20 protein-coding genes are annotated in these 18,354 nt (G+C 55.2%); 5 read left to right on the forward strand and 15 right to left on the reverse strand.

What is annotated here, in order from left to right:
• Positions 1-173: 173 nt before the first annotated feature.
• From rlmC to HX778_RS13000, 13 genes are all read right to left on the reverse strand, one after another.
• Positions 174-1,304, reverse strand: coding sequence for a 23S rRNA (uracil(747)-C(5))-methyltransferase RlmC (gene rlmC / locus HX778_RS12940; protein WP_176982210.1), 1,131 nt, complete (start codon positions 1,302-1,304; stop codon positions 174-176).
• Between the two features lie 48 nt (positions 1,305-1,352).
• Positions 1,353-1,826 carry a YbjO family protein gene (locus HX778_RS12945; RefSeq protein WP_176982211.1) on the reverse strand — a complete coding sequence of 158 codons (474 nt, stop codon included), beginning with the start codon at positions 1,824-1,826 and terminating at the stop codon, positions 1,353-1,355.
• A gap of 75 nt (positions 1,827-1,901) precedes the next feature.
• Positions 1,902-2,747, reverse strand: a complete 846-nt coding sequence (potI, locus tag HX778_RS12950) for a putrescine ABC transporter permease PotI (protein WP_038474171.1) — start codon at positions 2,745-2,747, stop codon at positions 1,902-1,904.
• Positions 2,744-3,706 (reverse strand): putrescine ABC transporter permease PotH, encoded by a 963-nt coding sequence (gene potH, locus HX778_RS12955; protein ID WP_038474174.1) that lies wholly within the window; start codon positions 3,704-3,706, stop codon positions 2,744-2,746. The genes potI and potH overlap by 4 nt, the downstream gene beginning before the upstream one ends.
• Before the next feature lie 9 nt (positions 3,707-3,715).
• On the reverse strand, positions 3,716-4,849 hold the full coding sequence (potG, locus tag HX778_RS12960) for a putrescine ABC transporter ATP-binding subunit PotG (protein ID WP_038474177.1): 1,134 nt from the start codon (positions 4,847-4,849) through the stop codon (positions 3,716-3,718).
• Positions 4,850-4,992: 143 nt separating this feature from the next.
• Positions 4,993-6,105 carry a spermidine/putrescine ABC transporter substrate-binding protein PotF gene (gene potF / locus HX778_RS12965; protein ID WP_176982212.1) on the reverse strand — a complete coding sequence of 371 codons (1,113 nt, stop codon included), beginning with the start codon at positions 6,103-6,105 and terminating at the stop codon, positions 4,993-4,995.
• A gap of 384 nt (positions 6,106-6,489) precedes the next feature.
• Complete coding sequence (locus tag HX778_RS12970; RefSeq protein WP_038474184.1) at positions 6,490-6,969, reverse strand: YbjN domain-containing protein; 480 nt, start codon at positions 6,967-6,969, stop codon at positions 6,490-6,492.
• Between the two features lie 92 nt (positions 6,970-7,061).
• A complete protein-coding gene (gene rimK, locus HX778_RS12975; RefSeq protein ID WP_176982213.1) occupies positions 7,062-7,964 on the reverse strand; it encodes a 30S ribosomal protein S6--L-glutamate ligase in 903 nt (300 codons plus the stop codon).
• 57 nt (positions 7,965-8,021) lie between these two features.
• The gene (locus tag HX778_RS12980; RefSeq protein ID WP_176982214.1) at positions 8,022-8,945 is read right to left on the reverse strand and encodes a LysR family transcriptional regulator; all 924 of its coding nucleotides are present in this window, start codon (positions 8,943-8,945) and stop codon (positions 8,022-8,024) included.
• 65 nt (positions 8,946-9,010) lie between these two features.
• A complete protein-coding gene (locus HX778_RS12985) occupies positions 9,011-10,267 on the reverse strand; it encodes a nucleoside permease (RefSeq protein ID WP_176982215.1) in 1,257 nt (418 codons plus the stop codon).
• 28 nt (positions 10,268-10,295) lie between these two features.
• Positions 10,296-11,129, reverse strand: coding sequence for a xanthosine phosphorylase (gene xapA / locus HX778_RS12990; RefSeq protein ID WP_176982216.1), 834 nt, complete (start codon positions 11,127-11,129; stop codon positions 10,296-10,298).
• Between the two features lie 140 nt (positions 11,130-11,269).
• The gene (gene nfsA / locus HX778_RS12995; protein WP_038474199.1) at positions 11,270-11,992 is read right to left on the reverse strand and encodes an oxygen-insensitive NADPH nitroreductase; all 723 of its coding nucleotides are present in this window, start codon (positions 11,990-11,992) and stop codon (positions 11,270-11,272) included.
• Positions 11,976-12,134: a DUF1418 family protein gene (locus HX778_RS13000; protein ID WP_144244088.1), complete on the reverse strand. Its 159-nt coding sequence runs from the start codon at positions 12,132-12,134 to the stop codon at positions 11,976-11,978. The genes nfsA and HX778_RS13000 overlap by 17 nt, the downstream gene beginning before the upstream one ends.
• Positions 12,135-12,232: 98 nt before the next feature.
• Between HX778_RS13000 and HX778_RS13005 the strand changes: the two genes are divergently transcribed.
• The gene (locus HX778_RS13005) at positions 12,233-12,505 is read left to right on the forward strand and encodes a GrxA family glutaredoxin (protein ID WP_038474203.1); all 273 of its coding nucleotides are present in this window, start codon (positions 12,233-12,235) and stop codon (positions 12,503-12,505) included.
• Between the two features lie 26 nt (positions 12,506-12,531).
• Here HX778_RS13005 and HX778_RS13010 read toward each other — a convergent pair whose 3' ends face one another.
• Positions 12,532-12,921, reverse strand: a complete 390-nt coding sequence (locus HX778_RS13010) for an inner membrane protein YbjM (protein ID WP_038474206.1) — start codon at positions 12,919-12,921, stop codon at positions 12,532-12,534.
• Positions 12,922-13,219: 298 nt separating this feature from the next.
• Here HX778_RS13010 and HX778_RS13015 point away from each other — a divergent pair, with 298 nt between their 5' ends.
• The gene (locus HX778_RS13015) at positions 13,220-14,902 is read left to right on the forward strand and encodes an aspartate:alanine antiporter (protein ID WP_038482818.1); all 1,683 of its coding nucleotides are present in this window, start codon (positions 13,220-13,222) and stop codon (positions 14,900-14,902) included.
• Between the two features lie 205 nt (positions 14,903-15,107).
• Here HX778_RS13015 and HX778_RS13020 read toward each other — a convergent pair whose 3' ends face one another.
• A complete protein-coding gene (locus HX778_RS13020) occupies positions 15,108-15,668 on the reverse strand; it encodes a TetR/AcrR family transcriptional regulator (protein ID WP_176982218.1) in 561 nt (186 codons plus the stop codon).
• A gap of 111 nt (positions 15,669-15,779) precedes the next feature.
• Here HX778_RS13020 and HX778_RS13025 point away from each other — a divergent pair, with 111 nt between their 5' ends.
• From HX778_RS13025 to HX778_RS13035, 3 genes are read left to right on the forward strand one after another with little or no spacing between them, the layout of a single operon-like run.
• Positions 15,780-16,985: an MFS transporter gene (locus tag HX778_RS13025; RefSeq protein ID WP_038474211.1), complete on the forward strand. Its 1,206-nt coding sequence runs from the start codon at positions 15,780-15,782 to the stop codon at positions 16,983-16,985.
• Positions 16,986-16,996: 11 nt separating this feature from the next.
• Positions 16,997-17,809, forward strand: coding sequence for a Cof-type HAD-IIB family hydrolase (locus tag HX778_RS13030; protein ID WP_038474214.1), 813 nt, complete (start codon positions 16,997-16,999; stop codon positions 17,807-17,809).
• 18 nt (positions 17,810-17,827) lie between these two features.
• A complete protein-coding gene (locus tag HX778_RS13035) occupies positions 17,828-18,268 on the forward strand; it encodes an acetyltransferase (RefSeq protein ID WP_176982217.1) in 441 nt (146 codons plus the stop codon).
• Positions 18,269-18,354: the final 86 nt, after the last annotated feature.

Consider the following 18,354-nt stretch of genomic DNA (forward strand, 5'->3'; position numbering starts at 1 on the left):
GCTCGGTTCCGGCTTAAATCACATCCGTTTTCTCGCCGGGAGTCCGGGGTCTCGGGGAAGTGACGGTGACTTCCCCGAGTCGTTCACCGGTTCGGTGATGACACATGAAACAGGGCTGAAAGTGAATGGAACCTTAGCCGAGCCTGCAGAGACCGCTGGCACGAATGCCAGGGTTAGGGACAATACTCCAGCAGCGTCAACACCTCGTAGTGTGAAGTATGCGGGAACATATCAAACAGCTGGGTACGCACCACGCGGTAACCCGGCAGCATCTTAATATCCTTCGCCATGGTCTGGGCGTTGCAGCTCGAATAGACGATATGCCCCGGAGCCATCTGCGTCAGGTAATCACAAAGCGCTTTGCCAATGCCTCGACGCGGCGGGTTCACCAGCACCAGCTGCGGGATATCCTGCTGGGCGACGGCAAACTGCGTGGAATCCAGCGCCTGAAAATGAATATTATGCAGACCCAGCTTTTCGGCCGACTGCTTCGCGCTGGCAATCGCTTCCGGGGCGATTTCTATCCCGGTTAGCTTCATCTCCGGCGTGGCGCAGTGCAGCCCAAAACCGCCGACGCCGCAGAACAAATCCCACATATGGTTGACCGGCAGCTCTCGCACCCAGTTGCGGGCGGTGGCATACAGTTGGGAAGCCACCTGCGGATTGGTCTGGAAGAAGCTCTGCGGGCGAATAAACAGCGGCACGCCGTTGAAAACCTCTTCGAGAGCACGCTGTTCGGTCAGCGGGATTTCCTGCTCACCTTCCATAATCGCCATATGTACCGGCTGAATATTGGCCGAAATCACCTTGAGCTGTGGCAGCTGCTGCTGGAGCCACGGCAGCGCCGCTTTCAGCTGCTCCAGCTTGCTTTGCGAACGTAATACAAAGCGCAGCATCATGCCGCCATCCGCCTGGCTTTCGGTCAGCAGCAGATACTTCAGTTCCCCACGCTTGCGCGCCACGTTATAGGGCGTTAATCCCGCACGAGCAATAAACGGCTTCAGCGCCGCAAAAACAGGCTCAAAAGAGGCCGGATAAAGCGGGCAATCGGTTAAATCTTCGGGCGTACCGTCACGGTGCAGCATCCCCAGCAGCGGTTTTTCCACGCTGCCGCTGACCACCATTTTAGCTTTGTTACGAAACGCCTGCTCAGGGCCGCTGACCGGCTTGCACCACTCGCCCACCGCAATCCCGTCCAGCAGCTGCCGGAGATCGGTCATTTTGGCGGAAAGCTGGTCTTCAACCGGTTGTTCAATCCACTGGCAGGAACGACAGCGGCCAGCATCATAGAGCGCGCATTGCATAGGAAAACCCTGAGAAAAAACGAGGGCGCAGATTGTAGCACTCTGCGCTTACTGAAGTCTGAAAAAAAGCCGGCTACGGGCGGGGACAAACAACAGGAGCAGCACCAGAATATCAGGCAGCTTTTGGGTGAACAGCGAACGGAAGATCTCACGTTTTGTGCCGCCGGAGATACTGAATAATTCCGGATACCCCCAGCCAAGCGAGGCCAGAGACAAATAAGTCACGGAAATAATTTGGGTCAGCAGGAACACCCAGCGTCCCCAGTTGCGTCCTTTGATTATCACGAACGCGCAGCGCAGTTCGACAAAAAGCATCACCAGGCTGCCGAGAAACACCAGCGTCAGGGGCCAGGTTTGTACGCTGCGATGCACAAAATCCATCACCCCGCTAACCCCAAGCATATTCACTAGCAGCAGCAAATCGAGGCATCGGGTAGTGACGATACCAATAGCCGCCACCATAACCAGCGTGGGGACGTTTAATTTTGCATGAGATGACCGCTGTTTCCTGATAATTTCCACAACCTCGCGTTCCTTACGTCACGGTGCCGCGACAGGCGCGGCACCGAAGGCACATCATTGCAGATTTTAGGCGGTTTAACTACGTCTTGCACTCTGGATATCGCGCAGGCGCTGCTTTTCTGCCCGCGCCATAAACCACCATGCAATCAAGCCGATAACGCCCACAACGCCAAGAATAATCGACGCCAAAGCGTTAATTTCCGGATTAACCCCCATACGAACGTTGGAAAACACCAGCATCGGCAGCGTGGTCGCACCCGGCCCCGAAACGAAGCTGGCAATCACCAGGTCATCAAGAGAAAGCGTAAACGCCAGCAGCCAGCCGGAGATAATCGCAGGCGAAATCATCGGCACGGTAATCACAAAGAATACCTTTAACGGCGTCGCACCAAGATCCATTGCCGCTTCTTCAATGGAACGATCCAGCTCGCGCAGGCGAGAGCTAATCACCACCGAAACATACGCGGTACAGAACGTGACATGCGCCAGCCAGATGGTGAGCATGCCCCTGTCGCTCGGCCAGCCTATCGCGTGCGCCAGGGCCACGAACAGCAGCAGCAGCGAAAGCCCGGTGATAACATCAGGCATAACCAGCGGCGCGGTCAGCATAAAAGCAAAGCCGTTTGAGCCACGGAAGCGTCCAAAACGCACCATCACCACGGCGGCAATCGTCCCGAGGATAACAGCCATCGTAGCGGCGGCCGCAGCGATGGTCAGGCTCAGGCCAACGGCGTTCATCATTGCCGAATCCCGGAACAGCTCGCCGTACCAGCGCGTGGACCAGCCGGCCCATACCGTTACCAGTTTAGAACTGTTAAACGAGTAGATAACCAGCATCAGCATTGGCGCATACAGAAAGGTAAAGCCGATGACCAGGATCAGAATACGCCACGGGGAACGCACGACCGGTAAGTTGTTCATGCGTGATCCTCCGCCGCTTTGTTCTGGTACTTGTGGAACCACATGATCGGCACGATAAGCAGCAGGAGCATGATAATCGCCACGGCAGAGGCCACCGGCCAGTCGCGGTTATTAAAGAATTCCTGCCACAGGACGCGGCCAATCATGATGCTGTCCGGCCCGCCAAGCAGTTCCGGAATAACGAACTCCCCTACCGCCGGGATAAATACCAGCATTGAACCCGCGATAATCCCGCCTTTGGTCAGCGGCACAATCACGCTAAAGAAGGTTTTCAACGGGCGGGCACCGAGATCTAACGAAGCCTCCACCAGCGAATAATCAATGCGCGTTAGCGCGGTATAAATCGGCAACACCATAAACGGCAGATAGGCATAAACAATGCCGATATAGACTGCCAGGTTAGTGTGCAGAATCGTCAGCGGCTGGTCGATAACCCCAAGCCAGATCAGCACATTATTCAAAATACCGTTGTTTTTCAGGATCCCCATCCACGCGTACACGCGGATCAAGAACGAGGTCCATGAAGGCAGAATAACCAACAGCAGCAGAATATTGCGCGTTGAAGGTTTGCTGTGCGCTATCGCCCAGGCGAGCGGATAGCCCAGCGCCAGGCAGCACAGCGTTGAAATCGCCGCCACCTGCAGCGACTGCAGATAGGCCTCAAAATAGAGCGGATCGTCCGTCAGCTGGAAGTAGTTGGCCAGATTCAGGGTGATCGACAGCTGCCCGTCGGCCCAGCTCACCAGATCGCTGTAAGGCGGGATCGCCCGGGCAATTTCCGAAAAACTGATCTTAAAAACGATCAGGAACGGCAGCATAAACAGCAGGATCAGCCATAAATACGGCGGCGCAATCACCAGCTTGCGCCCGTGTGCTATCCACAGGCGAGAAAACCAGCGCTTCGCGCCGCCGGGCTGAGGTACGGCGGGCTCTGTCGGGCCGTCAGAAAAAGTTGTCATCTTGCCCCCTTAAACCGTCAGAACCACACAGCTGTCGGCATCCCAGCACAGGCGAACTTCATCCCCCCACGTGGGCGCCCCTTTACGGTAGCGATGTTCGTTCTGCAGCTGAGCGCTGATCATCTGCCCGCTTTTCAGGCGAACGTGATAGATAGAGAGATCGCCGAGATAAGCGATGTGCACGACTTCTCCGACGGCAAAGTTATAGCCATCGGCCGGCGGCTCCTCACAAAGCATCACCTTTTCCGGGCGCAGCGCGACAAAGACCGGCACACCGTCAACCACCGATGCGTCAGGATCCACCTTCAGCGGATGCACCAGTCCCGGACTGTCAATCACCAGCCCGTCATCCTGCCGCTCTTTCAGCAGCCCTTCGAAGACGTTCACCGACCCGATAAACTCCGCGCTGTAACGGGTGGTTGGGTGCTCATAAATCTCTTCCGGCTCGCCAATCTGCACGAACTTACCGCGATTCATGATCGCAATTCGCCCGGCCATCGTCATCGCCTCTTCCTGGTCGTGGGTCACCATCACGCAGGTCACGCCGACGCGCTCAAGAATATCCACCACTTCAAGCTGCATGCGGTCGCGCAGCTTTTTATCCAGCGCGCCCATAGGCTCGTCGAGCAGCAGCAGTTTGGGGCGCTTAGCCAGGCTGCGGGCCAGCGCCACTCGCTGGCGCTGGCCGCCGGAAAGCTGGTGAGGTTTACGTTTCGCAAACTCCTGCATATGCACCAGGGTGAGCATTTCCGCTACCCGGCTGGTAATTTCCGCTTTCGGCAGCTTGTCCTGCTTGAGGCCAAACGCAATGTTCTGCTCCACGGTCATGTGCGGGAACAACGCATAGGACTGGAACATCATGTTGATCGGGCGCTGGTAAGGCGGCACATGGGACAAATCGACGCCATCCAGCATGATTTGCCCGGCGCTTGGCTGCTCAAAACCCGCCAGCATTCGCAGCAGCGTAGACTTGCCGCAGCCGGAAGCGCCCAGTAAAGCAAAAATTTCGCCTTTATAGATGGTCAGGCTGACGTCATCCACGGCGTGCTGGCCATCAAAAGATTTGGTGAGGTTACGAATTTCCAGCAGCGGAGTCAGCGCTTTCGGTGTTTTGGACTGCGGGCGAGGGATTGCGTCGTTCAATTCTGTTGCTCTCCGGCAAAAGCAAAAAGAAGGTACGGCCCGGTTGCCGTACTTTTAGCCCGCCCGGAAACAAGGGCTTCCGTTAAGGCTGGGGCGATTGCACAACTCTGGTGCAACCGCCCGGTATCAGGACGTTTCAGGACTTACTTGCCTGTTTTAACCTTAGTCCACGCGCGGGTGATAACCCGGTCAATCTTCGCCGGCATTACCGTTTGTGTGAACAGCTTGGCACGAATATCCGCCGGCGGGTAAATCCCAGGGTTGCTGCGGACTTCCTCACTCAGTAACGGCGTGGCCTCTTTGTTGGCGTTCGCGTAATAAATATGATTACTAATGTTGGCAATGACGTCCGGCTTCATCAGGTAGTTCAGGAACTGATACGCTTCGTCTTTGTTCTTCGCGTCTGTCGGCAGGGCAAACATATCGAAGTAGACCATCGCGCCTTCCTTAGGAATGGTATAAGCAATATTCACGCCATTTTTAGCTTCTTTGGCGCGGTTTGCCGCCTGCAGGATATCGCCGGACCAGCCAATCGCCACGCAGATGTCGCCGTTAGCCAGGTCGTTGATGTACTGCGAGGAGTGGAAGTAGCGAATATTCGGCCGCAGCTTCAGCAGCAGATCGTTAGCCGCGCCGGTATAGTCTGCCGCGTTGGTGCTGTTAGGATCTTTGCCCAGATAGTGCAGCACGGTGGCGTAAATTTCACTCGGAGCATCCAGGAATGACACGCCACAGCTTTTCAGTTTTTCGAGGTTTTCCGGCTTGAGGATCAGATCCCAGCTGTCGACCGGCGCATCTTTACCGAGCGCGGCTTTGACCTTATCGACGTTATAACCGATGCCGGTGGTCACCATCATGTACGGAATGCCGTATTTATTGTCGTGGTCGTTTTGCGCCACCAGCTTGAGCATTTCCGGGTCGAGATTTTTGTAATTCGGCAGTTTGCTTTTATCCAGCGGCTCGAAAATACCGGCCTGTGCCTGACGCTCGAGGAACTGCGAAGACGGCACTACCAGGTCATAGCCCGTGCTGCCCGCCATCAGTTTCCCTTCCAGTACCTCGTTGGAATCAAACACGTCGTAGACCACCTTGATACCGGTCTCTTTGGTGAAGTTTGCCAGGGTATCCGGCGCGATATAGTCAGACCAGTTATAGACGTGCAGCGTCTTTTGTTCGGCGGCCAAGCTGGCAGCAGAAGCTGCCATCAGCGCACCGGCAACCATCCCCGACAACCATTTTTTACGTTGGTCGAACATAATTTCATTCCTTCTGAATAAAGGCCAAACCGGGCTCGAATGAGCCGAATTTACGCAATGTGGCATATCCGCATTCGCCGCATGCTGTTTTCAACATGCAAAATTCATGCATCTCTATTCATTCTGCAGAAAAAGAATTTGGGATATCTTCACGCAGACGTGCTCGTTTTTACGAGCCACGCAAGAATAACTGTAGCCAGGGTTGGCGACTATAGCCCGGATGAAAAAACGCCTTTTATCAACTTTCCAGGCATCTTTCGTCTATACAGGCGGCGAAAACTCGCCTTATGGCAGGGATTTGTTTTGGTGTGACGGCAATATGACAGAATAAAAACATGCGGAACGCGGCGGCGCTGGTGGCCGCTGCGTTAAAATAAGGAAGGATCAGTGCACAGAGTGAGTATGAATAATTGTGCTGTCGCGCTCTTCTTCTTCAGTCACGAACAGCAGCTGATTGGCGCAGGCCTCAAGAATCACCATTGAAACCTGCTCTTCGCTCTGCTGAACGAAAGCGGCAAACTGCTCACGGGTAATGCCTACCGAGGAAGATAAAGACTGGCAAACCACCAGCTTCGGCAGATTATCATCCTGTATGTCGAGGAACGCTTTCACGGTCAGCGAACTGGCGTTAATCGAGGATAAATCAGACGCCAGCGGCAGCAGTGCAGACGGCTTCACCTCAGCCAGCGCGGAAAACAGGATGATGTTGTCCACAAGATCGATTTTCGCGTCGTATACGCCATCGAAGTTCTGCATATGGGGCAAATGCAATGCCTGGCAGGTATCGCACTCGAAGAAGGTTACGCCGATTTCATCCAGCCAGCGGCGTAAAGTGTCCAGAGTAGGGACGACGAGTGAATCCATAAACGCAAAAACCTCATTACCGGTTCAAAAATTAACGTGCCATCTTACGCAAAAATGACACGTCATACTATGCATAAGCGCCGATTTGGCGATTATCCCCCGGTTTTAAGACAGTACCCAGGACGCGCCTGCTGCTCTATCCATTTGATCATCAAACCGGCGATATCGACACCGCTTGTATTTTCAATGCCTTCCAGCCCAGGCGAGGCATTCACCTCCATCACTAGCGGACCGCGATCGGCACGTAAAATATCGACCCCGGCAATGTCCAGCCCCAGCGTGCTGGCCGCCTTTAGCGCCACTTCGCGCTCAAGCTCGGTAATCGTCACCTGATGCGCCACGCCGCCACGATGCAGATTAGAACGAAAATCTCCAGGCTTCGCCTGCCGTTCAATAGCCGCGACCACCTCATCACCCACCACCAGGCAGCGAATATCTCGCCCTTTGGCCTCTTTGATGTATTCCTGCACCAGGATGTGGGCATTCAGGCCGCGAAACGCGTCAATCACGCTCTCTGCCGCCTGCCGAGTTTCGGCCAGCACCACGCCAATGCCCTGCGTGCCCTCAACAAGCTTCACCACCAGCGGCGCACCGCCCACCATATCAATAAGGTCACTGGTGTCGTCCGGAGAATGGGCAAACCCCGTCACCGGCAGGTCGATACCCTGCTTCGCCAGCAGCTGCAGCGAACGCAGTTTGTCCCGCGCACGCGTAATCGCCACCGACTCATTCAGCGGGTAGCTTCCCAGCATTTCGAACTGGCGCAGCACCGCCGTGCCGTAAAAGGTGATAGCCGAGCCGATGCGCGGGATCACCGCATCGTAATGCGGCAGCTGTCGCCCCTTGTAGTGCACTGAGGGCGCGGCCGGATTGATGTTCATATAACAAGAAAGGGGATCGATGATTTCCACCTGGTGGCCACGACGCGTTGCCGCCTCGCGCAGGCGCTTGCATGAATAGAGCGTTCCATCCCGGGATAATATAGCGATTTTCAACCTGCACCTCTGAGCAACCAGACCAAAATTAACCGCCAGGCCATCATATCACTGCCCTCACCTTTCAACGATGGGGTAATCGGCCGGAGACTGCTTAAGTGCCTCAATTAATTGCTTTGTGGTCGAAGTGAGATGCACCGGATCGAAGACAGCATAAAGATCGGCGGGTATGGGCCGGGTTGGCGGGCGAAACACCACGCCGGGCCAGCTCATTTGCGCATAGCTATCGGCCATAATGGTTAGCCCAAAACCGATGCTCACCAGAGCCAGCACGGTTTGCGGCTCCACCGCCTCACGAACAACCCGGGGCATAAAACCAGCTTCACGACACACGCGCTGCAGGAAAGTCCAGTCTGAGTGAATGGCGGTCATCGTCACGAACGGCTCGTGCCGCAGTTGGGTAATGTCCACCGTCTGCTGGCGGGCTAACGGGTGCTGCTCCGGCAGCGCGACCATAAATGTCGCCTCATGCAGCTTTTCGCTTTGCAGACCGCCCGGCGGGCAAGTCTCCATCCGCCAGATACCGGCATCAATTTCGTGGCGACCAAGCAGCACGAGCTGATCCCCCGGGGACTTTTCGCGAAAGGTCACATCAATGGCCGGATAGTCAGCAATAAACCGCTGCAGCCCAAGGCGCAGCCCGCCCCAGATGGCGGTCCCGACAATCCCTAACTGAATTCGCCCTCCTTCCCCCCGCCCAATCTGCTCAACCCTCGCCAGCGCAAGGCTGGCGTTGTTAAGCAGCTGCTTTGTCTCTTCCAGCAGAACAACACCCGCATGGGTTAACGCCACGTGCCGGGAATGGCGAATAAAAAGCACGGTGCCCAACTGGGCCTCCAGCTCTTTAATATGGAAGCTCAGAGGAGGTTGCGACATGTTCAGCCGCGCGGCAGCCCTGCCAAAGTGCAGCTCCTCGGCCACGGCCTGAAAATAACGCAAGAGTTTAAGGTCAGTGCGATAAATACGCTGAGATGTATTCATGAGGCTCCCTGAGTAGCAAGCCTCATAAATTACCATCACCTACGCTTGCTGTAAGGCCGGGAGCCTTAATGTGCGAGCGATGCCGAAGAATCAAGCTCCCGGCCGTGGCGATAGTGGAAGCTAAAGTGAAAGACCACGGCAAGCACCAGCGCATAGCCTGCAAATACCAGCCAGATGGTCGGCCAGTCTTTGACCCCATCCGTGGTGAAATAATCCACCACGTAGCCGCTGACAATCGCCCCCAGATACGCCCCAATCCCGTTAACCATCGTCATAAACAGCCCTTGCGCGCTGGCGCGAATGCGTGAGTCCACCTCCTGCTCAACAAAGACGGAACCTGAGATATTAAAGAAATCGAACGCGCAGCCATACACCACCATCGAGAGCAACAGCAGCACAAAACCAAAAGCAGAAGGATCGCCCCAGGCAAACAGCGCAAAACGCAGCACCCAGGCGACCATGCTCATCAGCATGACCTGCTTAATGCCAAAACGACGCAGGAAGAAGGGGATCGTCAAAATAAAGACCACTTCCGACATCTGTGAAACGGACAACAAAATTGAGGGATACTGCACCACAAAGCTGTCGGCAAAGGCCGGCTGGCGGGCGAAATCATGCAGGAAAGGGTTGCCAAAAGTATTGGTGATTTGCAGCACCGCGCCAAGCAGCATGGCGAACAGGAAAAAAACCGCCATCCGCGGCTTTTTGAACAGCACAAACGCGTCCAGCCCCAGGCGACTTACCCAGCTGCGCGCGGCCTGGCTTTTTATCACCGGAATGGTCGGTAGCGTAAGCGCATAGAGTGCAAGTAATCCAGAAGCAGCGGCGGCAATATAAAGCTGCATGCTGCTCAGCTCTATACGCATCAGGCTGACGGTCCACATGGCCGCAATAAACCCCACCGTGCCAAACACCCGCACCGGCGGGAAATGGCTAATCGTATCCAGACCGGCTTTTTCCAGGCAAGCGTAAGACACGGTATTGGACAATGCGATGGTTGGCATAAAGGCCAGCGCATTGCCCAGCATAGCCCAAAACATCAGCCCCGGCTGGTTGATACTGGCCGCCCAGACCAGCATCCCCGCCCCCACAAAATGGCAGAGAGAGTACACCCGATTAGCCGGGAGCCATTTGTCGGCAACAATCCCGATGAGTCCCGGCATCAGCAGCGCAGCAAGCCCTTTAGTACTGTAAACCATGCCCACATCTGCGCCTTTAAAGCCGAGCGTGTTGATCATGTAAGATCCAAAAGTGATCAGCCACGCTCCCCAGATAAAGTATTGCAAAAACAGCATGATTTTTAAGCGGAGTTTAATCGCCATCTGTTTTCCCTGCCGTGGTCAGTGAGGATCAGGCCAGTTTGCCGAGGAAGCCGCAAATCAGGTTAATGAAGTTCTGGCGCGACAATGCAGCCGCTTTCAGCGTCTGCTCGTGGGAAAGCTGAATACTGCCCAGCCCTTCAGCAAGGTTCGTAATTGCCGAGACGGCAACCACCTTCAGGCCGCAATGGCGAGCGCTGATGACCTCTGGCACAACCGACATCCCCACCACGTGGCCGCCAATGATTTGCATCATGCGAATTTCCGCTGCGGTTTCGAAGTTGGGTCCCGGATAAGAAACAAACACCCCTTCGTGCAGTGGGAAGCCCTGCTCGCGTGCAACCTGCTGTAATACAGCGCGGTAGTCGGCATCATAGGCGTTTGCCAGCGAGAAAAAACGTTCGCCAAACCGCTCATCATTTGGCCCAACGGTCGGGGTGCCCGGCATGGTATTAATATGATCGCTGAGTGCAACCAGGCTCCCCGGCTCCACCTCTGGGCGTAGCGAACCGGCGGCGTTGGTCGAAAACAAAATTTCACATCCCAGCAGCTTAAAAGTACGAATTGCGCTGGTCATCACCGACATCCCGCGACCTTCATAAAAGTGTCCTCGCCCTTTCATACAGGCCACCGGTACGCCAGCCAGCGTGCCGACGACCAGTTCACCTGCATGACCGTGGACGGTGCTGACGGGGAATCCCGGTAACTCTTCGTATGAAAAAACAATGGGGGAGTCGATTTTTTCCGCCAGCTCTCCCAGCCCGGAGCCAAGAATGAAAGCAATGCGTGGTACCAGACCGTTAATCCGGGAGCGAATAATGTCGGCCGCGTAGAAGGGAGCGTTATCAAAAACAGGCGTTGGCATAGGAGGTTCCTTGTCAGATTGTCGTTATAACTTCAGCAGTTATAACGACTCACCGAGGGATGAAACCAATACCGTTTGGGGCAACGATTAATACTGAAAATGTATCAATCGCCGTTATAGCAGCCTGGCCGCCGCGTTGATTAGCGGGTCGCCCAACCCTGCTTGTGCAGATAATCGAGGATAAAAGGACGGTTTTCTTTGATGATAGTGCGGCTGATGTGGTCGCTCCAGGTGTCGCGGCGCGTGTTGCTGTCCCGGCTTAGATAGTACTGCGCAAGCTGCTCGTCGTATTCGTCAAGCAGCGGCCTGTTGAGCGGCTGATAGCGGTTTTCATGCACCAGCATCGCGGCGGGCATGCGTGGCTTGATATCCGGCGTATCGGCAGGCCAGCCCAGGCAAAGCCCAAACAGCGGTAGTACGTACTTCGGCACGCCCAGCAGCTCTCCTACCGCCTCAATATTGTTACGGATGCCGCCGATATAGACGCCACCCAGCCCCAGAGACTCCGCGGCGGTAAAGGCATTTTGCGCAAGAATGGCGGTGTCTACCGCCCCCAGCAGAAGCTGCTCCGCCAGCCCAAGCTGGGCATCCGGGCAAATTTGCAGGTTGCGGTTAAAGTCGGCGCAAAAGACCCAAAACTCGGCCGCTTCCGCCACGTGCTTCTGGCCGCCCGTTAGCGGCACCAGCTGTTCACGCAGCGCCTTATCGGTAATACGAACGATCGAGCTGCACTGTAGGAAGCTAGAGCTGGAGGCCGCCTGTGCGCCGGCAATAATGGCCTCGCGCTGCTCGTCGGTAATAGGTTCACCGGTAAAATGGCGGATTGATCGGTGAGAACGAAGCAGATCAATGGTCGGCGTCATCGCTGTTTTCCTTTGGCTTTTTTAAATCAGAGTGTTTCGAAGCAGAATCGGGCTGCATCGGCCCAGGCCCAATAAATACCATGACTATAGCCGCCGTTGCACTGGCGATTGGTGCGGGCAACGTCAGATAGCCTACGGGCATTAAACTAACAGGCACGACCTTCTTTCAAAATGTGACGGATGTCGGCATTATAGGCTCATTCGCCGGTTAGTATCGGCCATAAAAACTGAGGAGAGAGCATGTTTGCAGTAATTTTTGGACGCCCTGGCTGCCCATATTGTGTTCGCGCTAAAGAACTGGCTGAGAAACTGACCGCCGAGCGTGATGACTTCAACTTCCGCTATGTTGATATCCACGCCGAAGGCATTACCAAAGCTGACCTGGAAAAAACCGTGGGTAAACCGGTTGAAACCGTGCCGCAGATCTTCCTGGATCAACAGCACATCGGTGGCTGCACTGATTTTGAAGCTTACGCGAAAGAACACCTGAACCTGTTCCAGACCGCGCAATAAGCTTTACGAACGGAAAAAACCGACTCTCAGGAGTCGGTTTTTTTATGGCTGCGTATCCGGTTACGGCACATGATAAAGAGAAGGTAGCAAAGCGAACCCAGGGATGACCAAAACACCGCGCTGAGCAGCCACGCCACTTCCTGCCAGAAGGAACGAGTCACGGGTAAAAACAGATGAGCCATCAACAGGCAGAGCGGAGAAGCGAGCATTGCGCCAGCCAGCGGTTTTACCACCCTATCGTCTCGGGAGAAAAAGCTGGCTGCACCACCAGGAAAAAGGAAAAACAGCAGCCCAAGCTCATAGTGTCCGCTTGCAATAAATCGCCCCATCACATTTAAATGCAGCGAAAGAAAAACCAGAATAAATAGCACGAAGCAGCAGATAATCCCCAGCCACCGTTGCGCTCGTCTGTGCATTTTACCTCCTGACATCTGCTTCTGCTCGTAAATACCCCGCCTGAACGCGCTGCAGAGTCTTTACCCGATTTGATAAAACCTTGGCTATCCGTGCCGATAAAGCATTGCCACAATTAGCACAATATTCTTACTAGCCGCTGATACTGAGAAAGATTAAACTAGCGGCGGAAATTCGGTCATCGCGTGAGATATTTAGATGCGTGATGTGTTGCCGGTCGTCACTGACGAAACCGTCAAAACATTAGCGCATAAGTCTATCTCTTTCAACAGCTTACTGGTAAACAAGAAGTTAGCCTTCGTGAATATAAACGTCGCAGATTTGTTAAACGGGAATTACATCCTTTTGTTATTTGTTGTACTAACGCTTGGACTCTGCCTGGGCAAATTACGCCTTGGTCCGGTGCAACTGGGTAATTCCATTGGTGTTTTAGTGGTCTCTTTATTACTCGGGCAACAACATTTCTCGATCAATACCGACGCGTTAAATCTTGGTTTTATGCTGTTCATTTTTTGCGTGGGCGTCGAAGCCGGACCAAACTTTTTTTCTATTTTCTTCCGCGACGGCAAAAATTACCTCATGCTTGCGCTGGTCATGGTCGGGAGCGCGCTGCTGATTGCCCTCGGCCTGGGCAAGCTTTTCGGCTGGGATATCGGCCTGACCGCCGGTATGCTCGCCGGGGCGATGACCTCCACGCCTGTGCTGGTCGGTGCAGGCGATACGCTTCGTCATTCCAGCATTCCCGCCGCCCAGCTTGCGACTTCGCTGGATAACCTGAGCCTGGGGTATGCTCTGACCTACCTGATTGGCCTGGTTAGCCTGATTGTTGGCGCTCGCTATTTGCCGAAGTTCCAGCATCAGGATCTGCAAACCAGCGCCCAGCAGATTGCCCGCGAGCGCGGCCTCGATACCGATGCCAGCCGCAAAGTTTATCTCCCGGTGATCCGCGCCTACCGCGTCGGGCCGGAGCTTGTCGCCTGGGCCGACGGCAAAAACCTGCGCGAACTGGGCATTTATCGCCAGACCGGCTGCTACATCGAACGTATTCGCCGCAACGGCATTCTGGCCAACCCGGACGGGGATGCGGTGCTGCAAATGGGCGATGAAATCTCCCTCGTAGGCTACCCTGACTCGCATGCTCGCCTTGACCCAAGCTTCAGAAACGGTAAAGAGGTCTTTGACCGCGACCTGCTGGACATGCGTATCGTTACCGAAGAGATTGTGGTGAAGAACCACAACGCCGTGGGCCGCCGCCTGGCGCAGCTGAAGCTCACCGACCACGGCTGCTTCCTGAACCGCGTGATCCGCAGCCAGATTGAAATGCCTATCGACGACAACATCGTGCTGAATAAAGGCGATGTCTTACAAGTCAGCGGCGACGCAAGGCGCGTCAAAACCGTGGCCGAACGCATCGGCTTTATCTCCATCCACAGCCAGATTACCGACCTGCTGGCGTTCTGCGCCTTCTTTGTTATCGGTCTGATGGTAGGCATGGTGACCTTCCAGTTCAGCTCGTTTAGCTTTGGAGTCGGTAACGCCGCCGGGCTGCTGTTCGCCGGTATTATGCTTGGTTTCCTGCGCGCCAACCACCCGACCTTCGGCTACATCCCGCAAGGGGCGCTGAACATGGTGAAAGAGTTTGGCCTGATGGTGTTTATGGCGGGGGTAGGCCTGAGCGCCGGTAGCGGCATCAGCAACGGCCTCGGCGCGGTAGGCGGCCAGATGCTGATTGCCGGCCTTATCGTGAGCCTGGTGCCGGTCATCATATGCTTCCTGTTCGGCGCCTATGTTTTGCGTATGAACCGCGCGCTGCTGTTCGGGGCAATGATGGGGGCACGAACCTGTGCACCGGCGATGGAAATCATCAGCGACACCGCGCGCAGCAACATTCCTGCTCTGGGGTACGCCGGAACCTATGCTATCGCTAACGTATTGTTAACCCTGGCCGGGACGCTCATTGTCGTGATATGGCCAGGTTTGTGATCGCAACCACAGACAAAGAAAAATACTTTTTTTTTATACCTGAGCGAACTTTCTGGCGGGGCGTCAGTCTGAATTAGTGCCACTGCTTTTCTTTGATGTCCCCAATTTGTGGAGCCCATCAACCCCGCCGTTTTCGGTTCAAGGTTGATGGGTTTTTATTTTTTAGGGCATTAACAACAAAGCGTTATCGGATTTTCCGCTCGTTCTATTCTGCATTCCCCAGCCCAACAATCCTTCTCACCATCACCCGCATATCGTCGCGCCTCATTGGCTCCCGGTCGGTGACGTAGTGCAGCGTCATGCCTTCCAGAAAAGCGTCCAGCGCTCTGGCGGTTAGCGGGTCGAAAAACGGCTCCAGCGCCTGCTGACTGCGCACCATCCACTCCTGCATGATGACTTTTAGCTGTGGATTGCAGCTGGCATAAGCATAAAGTTGGTACATCACCTGCATGTTGTACGGCGTGGCCACGCAGCCACCGCAAATCATATCGACAATCGCTTCGCAGGCCTCAGCCCGGCTGCTGGCCTGCTGCATACGTTCCCGATAGCTGTCCGACATCTGATGGGCAAACAGGGTAAACGCCTCGCACAGCAGCGACTCTATACCGGAAAAGTAGTAGGTCATTGATCCCAGCGAGACCCCGGCTTCAGCGGCAATTTTACGGTGCGTGATATCGCTGATGCCGTGTTTCACCACCATATCCAGCGTGGCCTGCAGGATACGAGAGCGGCGTTCAGGGTCATTCCGGCGCGGGGCTTTGCTCATCATTACCTACCTGAATTTAGAGTATGGCGAAGAGTCTATACCGGGATATGTACAAATGTACACAAGCTTGCTAGTCTGCTCTCCTTATTTCTCTTTCACTGGTTGTTGTTCATGTCTGTCTCGCAGAGAAAAGCCTTACAGCTCCGCACCTGGGCTCTGTTTACCTTCTTCTTCCTCCCGGGCCTGGTGATGGCATCCTGGGCCACACGCACGCCCGCTATCCGCGATACGCTCAGCGTCTCTACGGCCGGGATGGGCATCGTACTATTTGGCCTGTCCATCGGGTCGATGGGCGGCATTCTCTGCTCCGGCTGGCTGGTGAAACGCTTTGGCACCCGCACTATTATTCGCAGCGGCATGACGCTAATGGTCATCGGAATGCTGGTGATGAGCCTCGCGCTTTACCTCGCCTCACCGTTACTGTTTGCCTTTGGCCTGGCGCTGCTCGGCAGTGGACTGGGTTCCGCCGAAGTGGCAATGAACGTTGAGGGCGCGATTATTGAAGGCCTGATGAAGAAAACCGTGCTGCCGATGATGCACGGCTTCTTTAGCCTGGGGACGCTGGTCGGCGCCGGGATAGGCTTAAGCCTGACCGCGTGGAACGTGGTCTCCTGGGGACACCTGCTGCTGATTGGCCTGGTGGTTATTGCGCCCATTGCTATCGCACTTATCGCCGTGCCGCATGGCGTAGGCAAAGACAATCCAGAAAAAAGCGAGACACACGAACCGCACCGCCCGTTTTATAAAGATATTCAGCTGCTGCTGATTGGCTTTGTCGTGCTGGCGATGGCGTTTGCCGAAGGCTCAGCCAACGACTGGCTGCCGCTGCTGATGGTCGACGGGCACGGCTTTAGCCCGACGTCCGGCTCGCTTATCTACGTTGGCTTTACGCTCGGTATGACGGTCGGACGCTTTACCGGCGGCTGGTTTATCGACCGCTACAGCCGCGTTATCGTGGTTCGCGCCTGCGCAATCATGGGCGTGATTGGCATCGGGATGATTGTCTTTGTCGACAGCGCGTTCCTTGCCGGCGTGTCGGTGATTCTTTGGGGGCTGGGCACGTCTCTGGGCTTCCCGCTGACCATTTCAGCGGCGGGCGATACAGGCCCCGATCCGGCCAGCCGCGTCAGCGTCGTGGCTGCTTCCGGCTATGTTGCCTTTTTAGTGGGGCCGCCGCTGTTAGGCTTCCTCGGCGAGCATTACGGCCTGCGTCACGCCATGCTGGTCGTGCTGACGTTAATGATTATTGCGGCGCTGGTTGCCCGCGCCGTAGCCAAACCCGGGCAACCTTCCGGGCAGGCTTTAGAGACTGAATAATGGAGAGTTCAATGAGCATCAAACTGATTGCAGTAGACATGGACGGCACTTTTCTTGATGACGCTAAAACCTACAACCGCGAACGCTTTGCGGCGCAATATCAGCAGATGAAGGAACAAGGCATTCGCTTTGTGGTGGCCAGCGGTAACCAGTATTTCCAGCTGATTTCTTTCTTCCCGGATATTGCCCACGAGATCTCTTTCGTCGCTGATAACGGCGGCTGGGTTGTCAGCGAAGGCGAAGATATGTTTAACGGTGAGCTGACAAAGCAGGAATTCAACACGGTTGTCGATCATCTGCTGACGCTGCCGCACGTGGAAATCATCGCCTGCGGCAAACGTAACGGCTATACCCTTAATAGCTACGACGATGACTTTAAGGCGCTGGCGGCGAAGTTCTACCACCGTCTTGAGCACGTGGAAAACTTCTCCGGCCTCGACGACGTATTCTTCAAGTTCGCCCTGAACCTGCCGGATAGCCAACTGGATGAAACCATGGACGCCCTCGGTGCGGAGCTGGAAGGCATTATGGTGCCGGTCACCAGCGGACACGGCTCTATCGACCTGATTATTCCGGGCATTCATAAGGCCAACGGTTTGCGCATCCTGCAGGAAAAGTGGGGCATCAAAGACAGCGAGGTCGTGACCTTCGGCGACGGCGGCAACGACATAGAGATGCTGACCCAGGCCGGGTTCGGTTTTGCTATGGCCAACGCGCCGGACAAAATTAAGCGTCTTGCCAGCCACCAGGCTGGGAATTGCAACCAGCAAGGCGTGCTGGACGTGATCGACAAGATCCTGAAAAAAGAAGCGCCGTTTAACTAACGACCTTTGAGAACAACAATGTTAACGATAAGAAAAGCAACCCCGCCGGATTTTGATGCGCTGGCGGAAATCTGGGAGGCGTCAGTCCGCGCCACGCATGACTTTTTGCCTGAGCAAAATATCAGAGCGCTGAAGCCCCAGGTTCGCGAACGCTACATGCCGCAGATCCCAATGCTGCTGGCGGCCGATGAAGCTGGCGAACCACTCGGTTTTATCGGCTGCCACGAAAACCGCATTGAAATGCTGTTTGTTTCGCCCGAGAGCCGTGGCACAGGCGTGGGCAAGCAGCTTTTGCAGTTGGCCATTGAGCAGCTGCAGGTTGATGAAGTGGACGTGAATGCGCAGAACCCGCAGGGCGTGGGTTTCTATCTGCATATGGGTTTTGCACAGATCGGGCGTTCAGAACTCGACGGCGAAGGGAATCCTTTCCCTTTGCTGCATTTGAAGCTGAAACGGTAGTTTTACCCTCTTCCTGAGAGCTGTCTCTTAGTCACAAATACGTTCTATGCCGGAACCGAGCCTCGCTTCTTATTTTTACCCTCACC

This window comes from Cedecea sp. P7760 (assembly GCF_013386425.1).
Lineage (GTDB): Bacteria > Pseudomonadota > Gammaproteobacteria > Enterobacterales > Enterobacteriaceae > Cedecea > Cedecea selenatireducens.

Excerpts from the sequence above, each read along its gene's own strand:
- HX778_RS12970 (WP_038474184.1), bottom strand. The coding sequence starts at position 6,969 with ATGGATTCACTCGTCGTCCCTACTCTGGACACTTTACGCCGCTGGCTG.
- potH (WP_038474174.1), bottom strand. The coding sequence starts at position 3,706 with ATGACAACTTTTTCTGACGGCCCGACAGAGCCCGCCGTACCTCAGCCC.
- HX778_RS13035 (WP_176982217.1), top strand. The coding sequence starts at position 17,828 with ATGTTAACGATAAGAAAAGCAACCCCGCCGGATTTTGATGCGCTGGCG.
- HX778_RS13020 (WP_176982218.1), bottom strand. The coding sequence starts at position 15,668 with ATGAGCAAAGCCCCGCGCCGGAATGACCCTGAACGCCGCTCTCGTATC.
- HX778_RS12980 (WP_176982214.1), bottom strand. The coding sequence starts at position 8,945 with ATGAATACATCTCAGCGTATTTATCGCACTGACCTTAAACTCTTGCGT.
- HX778_RS13010 (WP_038474206.1), bottom strand. The coding sequence starts at position 12,921 with ATGCACAGACGAGCGCAACGGTGGCTGGGGATTATCTGCTGCTTCGTG.
- potI (WP_038474171.1), bottom strand. The coding sequence starts at position 2,747 with ATGAACAACTTACCGGTCGTGCGTTCCCCGTGGCGTATTCTGATCCTG.
- rlmC (WP_176982210.1), bottom strand. The coding sequence starts at position 1,304 with ATGCAATGCGCGCTCTATGATGCTGGCCGCTGTCGTTCCTGCCAGTGG.
- potF (WP_176982212.1), bottom strand. The coding sequence starts at position 6,105 with ATGTTCGACCAACGTAAAAAATGGTTGTCGGGGATGGTTGCCGGTGCG.
- HX778_RS12985 (WP_176982215.1), bottom strand. The coding sequence starts at position 10,267 with ATGGCGATTAAACTCCGCTTAAAAATCATGCTGTTTTTGCAATACTTT.
- xapA (WP_176982216.1), bottom strand. The coding sequence starts at position 11,129 with ATGCCAACGCCTGTTTTTGATAACGCTCCCTTCTACGCGGCCGACATT.
- HX778_RS13005 (WP_038474203.1), top strand. The coding sequence starts at position 12,233 with ATGTTTGCAGTAATTTTTGGACGCCCTGGCTGCCCATATTGTGTTCGC.
- HX778_RS13025 (WP_038474211.1), top strand. The coding sequence starts at position 15,780 with ATGTCTGTCTCGCAGAGAAAAGCCTTACAGCTCCGCACCTGGGCTCTG.
- HX778_RS13030 (WP_038474214.1), top strand. The coding sequence starts at position 16,997 with ATGAGCATCAAACTGATTGCAGTAGACATGGACGGCACTTTTCTTGAT.
- HX778_RS13000 (WP_144244088.1), bottom strand. The coding sequence starts at position 12,134 with ATGCCCGTAGGCTATCTGACGTTGCCCGCACCAATCGCCAGTGCAACG.
- nfsA (WP_038474199.1), bottom strand. The coding sequence starts at position 11,992 with ATGACGCCGACCATTGATCTGCTTCGTTCTCACCGATCAATCCGCCAT.